The sequence below is a fragment of the Mycobacterium sp. genome, from assembly GCF_035274705.1.
Taxonomy (GTDB): Bacteria; Actinomycetota; Actinomycetes; order Mycobacteriales; family Mycobacteriaceae; genus Mycobacterium.
Genome location: NZ_DATENY010000029.1, coordinates 1 through 12471 on the forward strand (window position 1 = coordinate 1; position 12471 = coordinate 12471).

Sequence of the window (12471 nt, forward strand, 5' to 3'; positions counted from 1 at the left end):
TTTGGGCGGCCGAGATTTGTCGTACCTGTCTGTGATGATGAGGTTTATGTCCTTGACCGCGTCGCCTTCTGTGGTGGTGAGTCCTGCTGAGCGTGTTGAGGTGTTGTTCGAGGAGTTGGGGGAGTTGGCCGGTCAGCGCAATGCGATTGATGGGCGCATTGTGCAGATCGTCGCCGAGCTGGATCGCGACGAGCTGTGTGGCGCTACCGGGGCACGGTCGGTGGCGGCGTTGGTGGCCTGGAAGCTGGGTTTGTCATCGGGGACCGCGCACACGATCGCCACGGTGGCGCACCGGGTTGAGGAGTTTCCGCGCTGCGCGGCGGGTATGCGGGAGGGCCGGCTGTCGCTGGATCAGGTCGGCGTCATCGCGGCGCGCGCGGGCGAGGGATCGGATGAGCACTACGCCCAGTTGGCTGCGGTCGCCACGGTTAACCAGCTGCGCACCGCTCTCAAGCTCGAACCGCGACCCGAACCCGAGTCCCGGCCTGAACCTGAGTCTCGGCCTGAACCGCAGGTCTCGATCAGCAAAAAATCCGATGAGCAGGGCACGTGTTGGCGGATCACGCTTCCGCACCTGGAGGCGGCGAAGTTCGACGCGGCGTTGGCGTCGCATCGTGATGCGCTGATCACCGAGTACAAGCGCGACCACGGCGATGGCGGCAGCGCATCGGATCAGGCGCCGCCGTTTCCGGGCACCGGTGCGGCGTTTATGCGTCTGGTGGAGGCCGGGTGGGATGCTGAGGCGGCGCGCCGCCCGCATGGGCAGCACACCATGGTGGTGGCCCATGTCGATGTTGAGCAGCGGGTGGCGGCGCTGCATCTGGGTCCGCTGCTGTCCGATGCTGAGCGCCGGTTCCTGACGTGTGATGCCACCTGTGAAGTGTGGTTCGAACGCGACGGTGAGGTGATCGGCGCCGGGCGGGCGACGCGGCTGATCAATCGGCGGCTGCGCCGCGCGCTGGAGCACCGCCATCCGACGTGTGCGGTTCCGGGTTGTGGGGCCACCCGTGGTCTGCATGCACATCACATCCGGCACTGGGAGGACGGCGGTGTGACCGAGTTGGTCAACCTGGTGCTGTTATGCCCGTATCACCATCGGTTGCACCACCGGGGTGTCATCACCGTCACCGGACCCGCCGACGACCTCGTCGTCACCGACAGCGCCGGGCGACAATTGAACCCAGGGTCGCTGGCCCGGCCACCGACCACACCCCCGCCGGCGGTAGCGCCGTGCCCCGGGCCCACCGGAGAGCGCGCCGACTGGTGGTGGTACGAACCCTTCCAGCCCCAACCACCACCAACAACCAACTAGGTAGCTCACCGCCGCCGGTCACCAGCATCGCGCGGCAGCGTAAGACGGCGCTGGTTGGCTCGTTAGCCACCCTGATGAGCGGCCTTGGCGGTATTGGCTGGCGGGGGCGCAGGGAGAACGTGATCAACGCCAATGCAACCCATACTCTGTCGAGATGAAAGACCGCCGACCCGACAAGATCAACGCCGAAAATGGGTTTGCCGTCATCCTTCCCTGAAACTAAAGTGACGCAATCGAATTCACCGGACCGGTACGCTGACGGCGTGCCCAAGCTTAGCGCAGGCCTGCTCCTCTACCGAGCCGTCGACGGCGTCGTCGAGGTGCTGATCGGTCATCCCGGCGGCCCGTTCTGGGCGCGCAAAGACGACGGCGCGTGGTCGATCCCGAAGGGCGAGTACCTCGAAGGGGAAGACCCGTGGACTGTCGCGCAGCGGGAGTTCGAAGAGGAACTCGGTAAGACTCCGCCCGACGGGCCGCGCATCGACTTCGAGCCACTGAAACAGCCGAGCGGGAAGATCATCACGGCCTTCGCCGTCCGCGGCGACCTCGACCTCGACGGCACCGTCAGCAACACCTTCACGCTCGAATGGCCGAAGGGATCCGGCAGCATCCGGGAGTATCCCGAAATCGACCGCGTCGCTTGGTTTCCCGTGGCGCAGGCTCACGAGAAGCTCACTAAGGGTCAGCGCCCGCTGCTCGACCGTCTCATGGATGCTCTCGAAGGCGACGAACCGGTCGCGTCTCGATAGCGTTGATGGTCAGCGCCCTGCCGTGGATGCGCCAGCCCGCCCGCGTGCGCTGGTACTCGTCGTCATAGCGCAGATGCCACACCAGATCACTGACTTGCCCGTTAGCGACGGTCCAATGATGTGCGATACACGTGATCCGGCCCAGCGCGTAATCCGCATTGTCACCCGGCGCGTACACCTCACCGACAATCGCGTGTTCTGTCCGCGCCACCGCGGCCAACGCCCCCATTGCGGCACGCACCCCGTCACGCCCGTGCTGGTGACGCACCGGCTCCAACACCCGAGGCGGATCCGGTAATCGCAATTCCGCTGTCTTAGTGAATAATTCGACCACGTCGTCGAATCGGCGATCGTCCACTGCCGACGCATACAGGTGGACAAGGTCGCTTAACGCCAACCGGTCGAACGCGTTCAGGCTCACGACATCAGTCCCAGCCTCTGCGCACACGCCGACACGTGGTCGCAAGCCTCGCCGATGTCAGCAACCGGCGGCATCGCCAAGACCACCCGGTCGGCGCCCAGCGAGGCGAGCTTTTCGGCGCGGTCGGAGTCGATCTTCGTGACCAGATGTCCTAGCGACAGCTCCAGCACATCCGGATTGCGGCCGGATTTCATTGCCTCGTCGCGCATTACCGCGATCAGATCCGTCAGCTCGGATCCGCCGACCCCGAGCGGCTGAAAGCCATCACCAATTCGACCTGCCCGGCGGGCCGCCGCTCGGCTGTGCCCGCCGATGTGAATCGGCACGCGCCTGGCCGGCTTGGGATAGCACGCAGCGTTGGAGAAGTCGAAAAACTCGCCGTGAAAGGTCGCCCCCTCCGGATGCTCGTCCCACAGCAGCCGCATCACCTCGAGCTGTTCGTCCGCGCGTCGTCCACGACTTGCAAAGAATGTGCCGCACGCCTCGATCTCCTCCTTCAGCCAGCCCATCCCCACGCACAGCCGAAGCCGCCCGCCCGACAACGCATCCACCGTCGCTACCCGTTTGGCCAGCACGACAGGGTGGTGGTTGGGCAGCACCAGCACGCCGGTTGCCAGTCCGAGCCGCGAAGTGACTCCGGCCAGAAAGGCCAGCAGGTCAAGGGGATCCGGCACTGGACAGTCCGCGGGCAACTCGACGCGGCCCGAGGCGTCGTACGGGTACACACTCGTGTACTGCGTCATCAACACCGTGTGCTCGACGACCACCAGCGACTCGAATCCGCACGCTTCGACATGTCGAGCGAACGTGGCCATCCACCCTGGGTCGGCGGTTACTCCGGCCGCGACCGGAGCGATGACCGCGTATTTCACGGCAGCCCAAGGTTACTGCGCCGGATCTGTTCACGGCAGCGCAGCCACGTCTGGCCTGTCTGTTGCATACAGACCCGCACCGGCGACTCCTCTTCTACGGGGGCCGGCGCTTCGGTCGGCTCGGTCGTGACCGTCGGGCTCGGAACATCACCCTGGCTCAGTGACCAGATAGAGGCGCCCGTGGTCTGCAGCGTCGAGCAATACGCGGTGGCTCCTGCGGCGGTGGTCGCCGTGCTGCCCACCGGCGAGCACCTGGCACCGACGACGGCGACCGGCGGCTGCACTGGCTCCGGTGGCGGAGGTAATGGCGTGAAGGGCGACGACGTCACCGTCGGAGCCGTCGTCGACTTCACGGTCGGAGTCGAGGCCGGCGATTCTGGACGGTCCGCGCGACGAAACTCTATGAGCGCCACCGCAACCGCCGCAACCAGAAGTACCGCCAAGACCGCTGGCACGATGACACCGGCCCGCAGCAGTGATCGCTTCGGCGCCGCTGCGGCAGGAGCCAGCGTCGTGCCGCCCTCGTCTTCGGACGCCGCTGCTCCAAGCCGGTGGCTGAGCGACCGCGCGAAGTCGGCGCACCGCTCGAACCGATCGTTCGGGTCTTTCGACAGCGCCTTGGCCAGCACCGGATCGAGCGCGGAAAGCTCCGGCCGACGGTCGCCGATGGCCGGCGGTGATGCGGACAGGTGTTGGCTGATCACGACGGCGGGATTCGAATTGTGAAAGGGCGGCGAGCCGGTCAACAGGTGAAAGGTGGTGGCCGCCAGCGCATATTGATCGGCCCGGCCGTCTAGCTGTTGACCCATGAGCTGCTCGGGCGCCGCGTAGGACACGGTACCTACGGTCATGTTCGTCGCCGTCAGGCCGCTGATATCGTTGACCCAGCGGGCGATCCCGAAGTCGGCCAACAGGATTCGCTGATCCGCCGATTCAGGGTTGGCAACCAGGATGTTGGCCGGCTTGACGTCGCGGTGCAGCAGGTCGCGCTGGTGCGCGTAGTCCAGAGCATCGGCGACCGCGCCGATGATGTCTGCGACGTCTTGTTTGGGCATCCCGTTCGGATACCGCTCCCGCAGCAGGCGCGCGGCGTCGGTGCCCTCCACGTAGTCCATCGAGATCCACAGCTGGCCCTCGAACTCGCCGCGGTCGTGCACGCCGACGATGTGTGGATGCCACAGCGTGGCCGCGATGTCGGCTTCTCGGTTGAACCGTTCGCGGTATTCGTTATCCGCCGACACCGATGCGGGCAGCACCTTGAGGGCATCACGACGCGGCAGTCGCGGATGCTGTGCCAAATAGACCTCGCCCATGCCGCCCGAGCCAAGCAGCCGCAGAACGGTATATCCGGCGAACGTCGAACCATCGGCCAACGGCATGGGCGAATAGTACGAGACGGCGCTACAAGTCGAGCGTCAGTTGCGAGCCCTCGGCGGCCCGCGAGATGCAGATCAGCATCGTGCCGTTCTCGCGTTCGGGCGTGGTGAGCAGTGTGTCGCGGTGATCGACGGTTCCGCTGAGCACCCGCGTGCGGCAAGTACCGCAGAAGCCCTGTTGGCAGGAGTACGGCGCATGCACGCCGGCTCGGCCCAGTGCCGACAACAATGTCTCATCTGCGCTGACCGCAACGCTCTCGCCTGTCGAGGCCACCGACACGGTGAACTCCTTGCCGTCGATGACCGGCGGTGCGGCAAACCGCTCGAAATGCAATTCGACGTCGTCCCGCCCGGCCAGTGCGGACCGGATGCCGGTCAGCATCGGCGCAGGCCCACACGCATACACCGCGGTGCCGTCCGGGCAGTCGCCGAGCAGTTCAGACGCGGTCGGCAAACCGTCGACGTCGTCGGTGCGGATCTGCACCCGGTCGACTGCTGAATCGCCGGCTCGGCCGGCGGTGAAACCCGTGAGTTCGTCGACGAACGGCAAACTCGTAACGCTGCGGCCGGCGTAGACCATCGTCCAGTCGACACCGAGACGCGAAGCCAGACTCAGCATCGGCAGGATCGGCGTGATCCCGATTCCGCCCGCGATGAACCGGAAGCGCTGCGCCGGTGAGCCGTAACCCGGCACGGTCAGTGGGAACGCGTTACGCGGCCCGTGCGTCGTCACCGTCGCGCCGACCCTCAAGTCGTGCATCTCGAGCGATCCGCCGCCGCCGTCGGGGATGCGCCGCACCGCGATGCGGTACGCATTCTGGCTGTCAACGTCGCCGCACAGCGAGTACTGCCGGACCAGACCGCTGGGCAGATGGACGTCGATGTGGGCGCCGGGATGCCATCGAGGCAGTCGCCCGCCGTCCGGCCGCCTCAGAGACAGCGCGATGACGTCCTGATCGTGCGCGACGACCTTCCGGTCGGCCACCGTCAACGCGATCGTGCAGTCGGGTTCGGGCGGCGGCGACATCTTCCGGATCGCACCCGTGATCGCCCACAACCCCGTCAGCGCGGCATCGGCCAGGCCCAGGGTCAGGTCGTGGCGGCTGCGGCCCGAGGCACTGGGAGGCGCCTGACGGTACCAGTCGAGCAACCCCATCAAATATGCGCGGCGCGGGCTGCGGGCGAACTGGCGAGGTACGCGACGGCCTGCGCCGTCGAACCCATCTCCTCCGGTGAGAACCCGGGCCGGAAGTACATCAGCGTGTTGGAACCAAACAGTTTGCGGTACTTGGGCAATAAGCCGAGCTTCGAGTCGGCCATCCGCAGCCGGGTGAACTTCCACCAGTTCAAGTCGGTGTTGGGATCGGTCTTGACCAGATACCAGGCGGCGCGCTGGAAGAACACGAAGATCATCACCACCGCCATCATCATCGCGCGAATCCGGTCGACGTAGCTGTCGTGGAAATACACCGCTACGTCGTGGGCCACGTTGCGGTGTTCGACTTCTTCGCTGCCGTGCCATCGGAACAGGTCGGCCATCGTCGGGTCGGCGCCGTGGTGGTCCCATCCGCAGTTCAGCGCGAAGTCACCCATCACCGCGGTGTAGTGCTCGATGGCCGCGATCAGCCACAGCCGGTCACAGAGGTGGTTGAGCCGCCGCTTGGGATCGGTGGAAGTCGTTGGCGCCAACATCTTTTCGAAGACGTACTCGATCTGGTCGAGGATCGGCGCGGGGTCGATGCCGTTGACCACCATGTACTCGTGCAACACCTGCTCGTGGACGTCGGCGTGTGTCGCCTCCTGACCGATGAAGCCGCGCATGTCCTCGGCCAGCTTCGGGTCTTTCACCAACGGCAGTGCCTCGTTGAAGGTGTCGACGAACCAGCGCTCGGCGGCGGGCAGGACGACGTTGAGCAGGCTCACGACATTCGATGCCACGGGGTGCCCGGGAATCCAGTGCAACCCGATGTCGGCGACGTCGAAATGGACCTTGCGGGCCTGGATCTGTACGGGCCCGGGATCGACTTCGTTGTCGAAACGGTGCGGCCTCAACATGCCTGTGGAGTCTAGCGAAATAGGTGGGAACGGAGGTTTCAGATTTCGGCGGCCCGTCCATGCGACGGAATGGTCGAGACTCAGCCGGCTACTGAGGCGGCGGGGCCCCCGCGCCAGGGGCGCCCTGAATCGGCACCACCGGAGTGGGCGTCACCGTCGTGATGCCATTGGAGCCGACGGTCGGGCCGCCGGCAGGCGTCTGGCTGGCGATCATGTCCGCTGCCTTCTGGCTGCAGTCCAGCATCAGCAGCATCCGGCCCTGCGACGTCATCTTCTGCTGGTCGACGAGGCATTGCGACTGTGGCAGCACACTGCCGAACGAACCGCCGAAATACGCCTTCACGCCCTGGCTCTTCAGGACCTGCAGTGCCTTCTGGTACTGCTCGCCGACGACGTTGTAGGAGCTCATGTCCGGTGCCGGTTGCGAGAGCGCAACACCTGCGCCGATCACGGCGGCCGAGCCGGCGACCACGAGGCCACCGCTGAGCACAACGAGCTTCTTCACGTGATCTCTCCTAAGTCGGTGCGGTGCGAACATATCGCAGCGGTGACAAATGTGAAACCGGAGACAAGGCCTCAAGCGTTACACCGGCGGGTTGACGATCCGGTTCATCGCCTCGGCCAGCGCGGCGGCCCGAGCGTCCATAAAAACGTCCTCTAGCAGCAGTTTCTCGCCATCGGGCCCGGTCAGTGGAACCCGCCAATTCGGGTATTCGTCTGTCGTGCCCGGCTGGTTCTGGGTCCGTAGGTCCCCGACGGCGTCGGCCAGCGACAGCGCGAGCAGCTTGGACGGTGTGCGGCCCAGATATCGGTGCAGCGCGAGAACTATGGAGTCGACGGCAGTGCTGTTCAAGTCCTCGCCCAGCAGTCCGACTCGGCGCAGCTCGGCCAGCCACGCGGCCTGTTGTTCCTGGTCAGAGGCCAGTTCCTCGGCGGCGGGCCGGGTCAGCAACCCGAGTTCTTCCCGCAGGCGCACGTGCTCGCCGGCCAGGTAGCCGGCCGTCGGCGGAAGGTCGTGGGTGGTCACCGCCGACAGGCAGTACTCCCGCCACCGCTCGGCAGACAGCGGTCCGCCGTCCCCGTCGCGGTCGGCCTCGAACCACAGGATCGACGTGCCGAACAGCCCACGTTCGCGCAGGTAGTCCCGTACCCACGGCTCTACGGTGCCGAGATCCTCGCCGACGACAACGGCCCCGGCGCGGTGCGCCTCCAGCGCGACGATGCCGATCATCGCCTCGTGGTCGAAGCGCACATAGGTGCCCTCGGTCGGGGGTGACCCCTTGGGGATCCACCACAGCCGGAACAGGCCGATGATGTGGTCGATCCGGACGCCGCCCGCATGCCGCAAGACCGCGTTGACCAGCGCCCGGAACGGCCCGTAGGCCTGTTCGACGAGCTGATCGGGCCGCCACGGCGGCTGCGACCAGTCCTGGCCGAGCTGGTTGAACTCGTCGGGTGGCGCACCTGCGGTGACCCCGAGCGCCAGCACATCTTGCAGAGCCCAGGCGTCGGCGCCGTTGGGATCCACACCGACGGCGAGGTCGTGCACCACGCCCAGGTCCATGCCGGCCTGCACCGCGGTGGCCTGCACCGCGGTGAGCTGGTCGTCGAGCTGCCACTGCAGCCATCGGTGAAAGTCGACGGTGTCGGCGTGCGCGGCGGCGAAATCCGCGACCGCCGCGCCGGCCGGATGCTGCAGATCCTCCGGCCACTGGTGCCAATCGTTGCCGTACTCCTCGGCCAGGGCACACCAGGTGGCGAAGTCGTCGAGGCTGGCGCCTTCGCGGCCGCGGTACGCGGCGTACGCCAGCTCCCGGCCTGCCGATCGCGGGACGAGGTAGACGCTTTCCAGTGCGGCCCGCTTGGCCTTCCACGCGGCGTCACGGTCGATCAGATCCCGCCGGCCAGACCGGGCCTGCACCTTGGCCCGCGCCTCGCGGATGCGGCCGCGGTGGCGGACATAAGCGAATTCCGGGATCGCCTCCACGCGCAGATACAGCGGGTTGACGAACCGTCGCGACGTCGGCAGGTACGGTGACGGCTCCATCGGCGGAGTCGGCGCGGCGGCGTGCAACGGGTTGACAAGCACGAAGCCGGCGCCGTGCTGTGAGGCCGACCACACGGCAAGGTCGGCCAGATCGGTCAAATCGCCTGTACCCCAAGATTTTTGCGAACGAACGCTGTACAACTGGGTGGCCACGCCCCATGAGCGGTTGGAGCCGAGCCTGGCGGGCAACTCCAGCGATGCGGGGGAGACGACGACCAGTGTGCTGTTGTCGAAGGAGCCGGCCTGGACGTGCAGTTGGTGGTATCCGACCGGAAGGTCGCCCGGCAGCTCGAAGGTGGCCTCGCCAATCATCCTGCCGTCGAGATCGTAAGGAGCCCTGTTGTTTTCGAGCTGGCGAAGGCCGGTCCTGACGCTGCCGTCCTCCAGCCGGATCCACAGGCCTACGGCATCGCCGTGGGTGACGTGCACCCAGAACGACGACGCTACGCCATGGCGTGCCACGACGGTCGGTGACAGTGACCGCGCCCAGTATTCGCGATCGTGTCGGACGAGGGCGGCTGCGCGCTCGTCCTCGGTCGCGGCCGGCACGCCGAGTGCATCGAGCACCGCGATCAGCGTGGAGTCAGCGACCGCCGTGCGTCGGCCTGTCCAGTCTTCGAATTCGGTTGCCACGCCGTAGCGGCGGGCCAGCTCGACCAGCGACGCGGGCAGGTCAGTCATGGGAGCAATCTTCGCAGACTGTGCCGTCCCCCGAGCGCTTCGCGCTGCCCCAGAGGTTCAGTCCACATCGCGGATCAACAAGTCATCCCACGTATCGCGTCGCACCACCAGTCGCGGATACCCGTTGCGGGCGAAGATAACCGGCACGCGCCGGGCGCCGTTGTATTGGTTGGACATCGTGTAGCAGTACGCGCCGGTGACGGGCACCGCCAATAGATCGCCGACCGCAGGGTCACGCAGCGGGACACCGTCGACGAGCTGATCGCCGGATTCGCAATGGCGGCCCACCACGCTGACCATCTCGCCGCCGCCGACCCGGTTGACGATCGTCGCCTCGAAGCGTTGTCCGGTCAGCGAAACCTCGAGGTTGTCGCCCATGCCGCCGTCGACCGCGACGTGGACGACGACACCGCGCTTGATCGTTGTTACGCGATAGACGGTGCACGCGCTATTGGCCACCATGCTGCGGCCGGGCTCGACGATGATTCGGGCGCCTTCGGGCAGCAGGGCTTTGGCCTGGGTGACCATCGCGTCGGCGTAGTCGTCAAGGGTCGGCGGATGCTCGTCGTAGGTATAGCGCACGCCGAGCCCGCCACCGAGGTCGTAGACCTCGAAGGTGCCGAGCTTGGCGATGGGTTCGACGGCGGCGGCCAGTTGGTCGACGTTGAGCAGCTGTGAGCCGACGTGTGTGTGAACGCCATCGAGTCGCATCTTGGCGCTGTGCTCGATCCGCGCGATCGCCTCGCGAGCGTCGTCAGGCAGCAGGCCGAACTTCGAACCGGCATGGCCGGTCGCCTGCGACGCATGCGTGGCGGCTTCGACGCCCGGTATGACCCGCACGAGGCACGGCTGCACGTGACCGCGGGGGACAAGGCGCTCGAGGCGATCGATGTCGTCGAAGTTGTCGACCACGATCAGGCCGACGCCGTTCGCGATAGCCATCACCAGCTCTTCATCGGATTTGGCGTTGCCGTGCAGCACCAGCCGCTCCGGATCGGCGCCGGCCTTGAGCGCCGTCAGTATCTCGCCGCCGCCTGCGACGTCGATGTGCAGGCCCTCTTGGACCATGACGCGCTGAACAGCCGTACAAGGGAACGACTTTGACGCGAACGCCACGTCGCAGCGCGGCCATCGACTGCGGAACGCCGCCAGATAATCGCGCGCCCGCTGCCGCAGCGCGTCTTCAGCCACCACGATCGCCGGAGTGCCGAACTGCTCGGCGACATCGTCCAGCCGGCAGCCGCCGACCACCAGCGTGCCGTCGCTGTCGAGCCTCGTCCCTGGCGGGAATAGACCGATCAACTCCTCGGTCTGCGTCGTCGGTAGGAGGGGCACCGCCCCAGCGTGCCACTCGTCGAGCGTGAACTCACTGCGAAAACGTTCGAGAAATCTCGCACTGGCCGTGCGTTCCGCCGGTTGCTAATCTGTCTGTAATGATCCCTACAGATACTAAACCGACCAAGAAGCAGCAGCAGGGCGAGCAGTCCCGCGAGCTGATCCTCGACGCCACCGAGCGGCTGATGGCCACCCGCGGCTACGCCGCCACGTCGATCAGCGACATCCGCAAGGCGTGCGGGCTGCCACCCAGCTCGATCTACTGGCACTTCGGGTCGAAGGAAGGCGTGCTGGCCGCGGTCATGGAGCGCGGCGCCAAGCGATTCTTCGCGGAGATCCCCACCGAAGGCAGCACGGAGCGGCGGCTGGACGTGCTGGCGCACCTGCAGTCGCAGCATCCCGACTTCCTGCGGCTGTTCTACATGCTGTCGCTGGAACGCAGCGACGACCCGGCCGTCGCCGAGGTGGTGCGCCGGGTGCGCGACACCGCGATTTCGCGATTCCGCGACGGCATCACTGCGATGCTGCCCGCTGGCACACCGGCAGCGAAGGCAAAGCGAGCGGTCACCGAACTCACTGCGTTCGCGGTTGCGCTGTCGGACGGCGTGTTCTTCGCAGAGCATCTCGAACCGGATTCGACCGATGTCGAGTGGATGTATCGGCGGCTCTGGCAGGCGCTTGCCGCGCTCATACCGATTGCCTTGGAGGACAAGTGAACACAAGAACCGCGATCGTCACCGGTGCCAGCGGGGGCCTCGGGCTGGAATGCGCCCGCGAGCTGCTGGCGAAGGATGCGTCCTGGCACGTGGTCCTCGCAGTCCGCGACGTGAACCGCGGCGCAGACGCGGTCGCCCGGCTCGGCGAGCCGAATCGATGCACGGTCCTGGCGATGGACCTGGCGTCGCTGCGGTCGGTGCGCGAGTTTGTCCGGAACCTGAAGGAGGCCGGGTTGCCACCTATTCATGCGCTGGTGTGTAACGCGGGTTTGCAGGTGGTGTCGGGCACCGAGGCCACCGAGGACGGCGTCGAGATGACGTTCGGCGTGAACCACCTCGGCCATTTCGCGCTGGTACAAGGCATTCTCGACGACCTCGCCCGGCCTGCGCGCATCGTCGTCGTCAGCAGCGGTACGCACGATCCGGCCAAGTACACCGGCATGCCCGACCCCCGCTACACATCGGCCGCCGACCTTGCGCGACCGGCGGCCGAAGGATCGGCAGACGACGGTCGCCGTCGGTACACCACGTCCAAGCTGTGCAACGTCCTGTTCACCTATGAGCTCGACCGCCGCCTCGGCCAAGGGGAACGGGGCGTCGCCGTCAACGCGTTCGACCCAGGCCTGATGCCCGGATCCGGGCTAGCCCGTGACTATCCGCCGCTGCAGCGGCTGGCCTGGCGCTATCTGCTCCCGGCTCTTCGCGTGCTACCGGGTGTGCGCAGCACCCGCGCGTCGGGTCGCATCCTTGCCGCGCTGGCAGCCGATGCCCGATTCGACGGCGTGACGGGCCAATACTTCTCCGGCCGCAAGCCGATTCGGTCTTCGACCGACTCCTATGATCGCGACAAGGCGATCGACCTGTGGGAGACCAGCGAGCGATTGCTGGCGCATGTGACCAAGTAATG

Annotated in this window: 12 protein-coding genes; 4 read left to right on the top strand and 8 right to left on the bottom strand. The window is 66.5% G+C overall.

Features of this window, described 5'->3' with window-relative positions:
- Window positions 1-46: 46 nt before the first annotated feature.
- Window positions 47-1312 (top strand): HNH endonuclease signature motif containing protein, encoded by a 1266-nt coding sequence (locus tag VJV41_RS07475; RefSeq protein WP_325332724.1) that lies wholly within the window; start codon window positions 47-49, stop codon window positions 1310-1312.
- A 263-nt stretch (window positions 1313-1575) separates the two neighbouring features.
- Entirely contained in the window at window positions 1576-2061 is a 486-nt protein-coding gene (locus tag VJV41_RS07480; protein ID WP_325332660.1) for an NUDIX domain-containing protein, read from the top strand.
- Here VJV41_RS07480 and VJV41_RS07485 read toward each other — a convergent pair.
- The 8 genes from VJV41_RS07485 to lysA form a co-directional block, all read right to left on the bottom strand.
- The gene (locus tag VJV41_RS07485; RefSeq protein ID WP_325332661.1) at window positions 2018-2482 is read right to left on the bottom strand and encodes a nuclear transport factor 2 family protein; all 465 of its coding nucleotides are present in this window, start codon (window positions 2480-2482) and stop codon (window positions 2018-2020) included. The genes VJV41_RS07480 and VJV41_RS07485 overlap by 44 nt on opposite strands.
- On the bottom strand, window positions 2479-3354 hold the full coding sequence (locus VJV41_RS07490) for an LLM class F420-dependent oxidoreductase (RefSeq protein WP_325332662.1): 876 nt from the start codon (window positions 3352-3354) through the stop codon (window positions 2479-2481). Before VJV41_RS07490 ends, VJV41_RS07485 begins: the two co-directional genes overlap by 4 nt.
- Window positions 3351-4733, bottom strand: coding sequence for a serine/threonine-protein kinase (locus VJV41_RS07495; protein WP_325332663.1), 1383 nt, complete (start codon window positions 4731-4733; stop codon window positions 3351-3353). The genes VJV41_RS07490 and VJV41_RS07495 overlap by 4 nt, the downstream gene beginning before the upstream one ends.
- A gap of 22 nt (window positions 4734-4755) precedes the next feature.
- Window positions 4756-5886 (bottom strand): PDR/VanB family oxidoreductase, encoded by a 1131-nt coding sequence (locus tag VJV41_RS07500; protein ID WP_325332664.1) that lies wholly within the window; start codon window positions 5884-5886, stop codon window positions 4756-4758.
- Entirely contained in the window at window positions 5886-6785 is a 900-nt protein-coding gene (locus VJV41_RS07505) for a metal-dependent hydrolase (protein ID WP_325332665.1), read from the bottom strand. The genes VJV41_RS07500 and VJV41_RS07505 overlap by 1 nt, the downstream gene beginning before the upstream one ends.
- 88 nt (window positions 6786-6873) lie before the next feature.
- A complete protein-coding gene (locus VJV41_RS07510) occupies window positions 6874-7290 on the bottom strand; it encodes a hypothetical protein (RefSeq protein ID WP_325332666.1) in 417 nt (138 codons plus the stop codon).
- A gap of 78 nt (window positions 7291-7368) precedes the next feature.
- Window positions 7369-9513, bottom strand: coding sequence for a 4-alpha-glucanotransferase (malQ, locus tag VJV41_RS07515; RefSeq protein WP_325332667.1), 2145 nt, complete (start codon window positions 9511-9513; stop codon window positions 7369-7371).
- Window positions 9514-9570: 57 nt separating this feature from the next.
- Window positions 9571-10848, bottom strand: a complete 1278-nt coding sequence (lysA, locus tag VJV41_RS07520; RefSeq protein ID WP_325332668.1) for a diaminopimelate decarboxylase — start codon at window positions 10846-10848, stop codon at window positions 9571-9573.
- Between the two features lie 98 nt (window positions 10849-10946).
- On the opposite strand from lysA, the gene VJV41_RS07525 reads away from it, so the two are divergent.
- Window positions 10947-11564, top strand: a complete 618-nt coding sequence (locus VJV41_RS07525) for a TetR/AcrR family transcriptional regulator (protein WP_325332669.1) — start codon at window positions 10947-10949, stop codon at window positions 11562-11564.
- A complete protein-coding gene (locus VJV41_RS07530) occupies window positions 11561-12469 on the top strand; it encodes an SDR family NAD(P)-dependent oxidoreductase (protein ID WP_325332670.1) in 909 nt (302 codons plus the stop codon). Before VJV41_RS07525 ends, VJV41_RS07530 begins: the two co-directional genes overlap by 4 nt.
- Window positions 12470-12471: the final 2 nt, after the last annotated feature.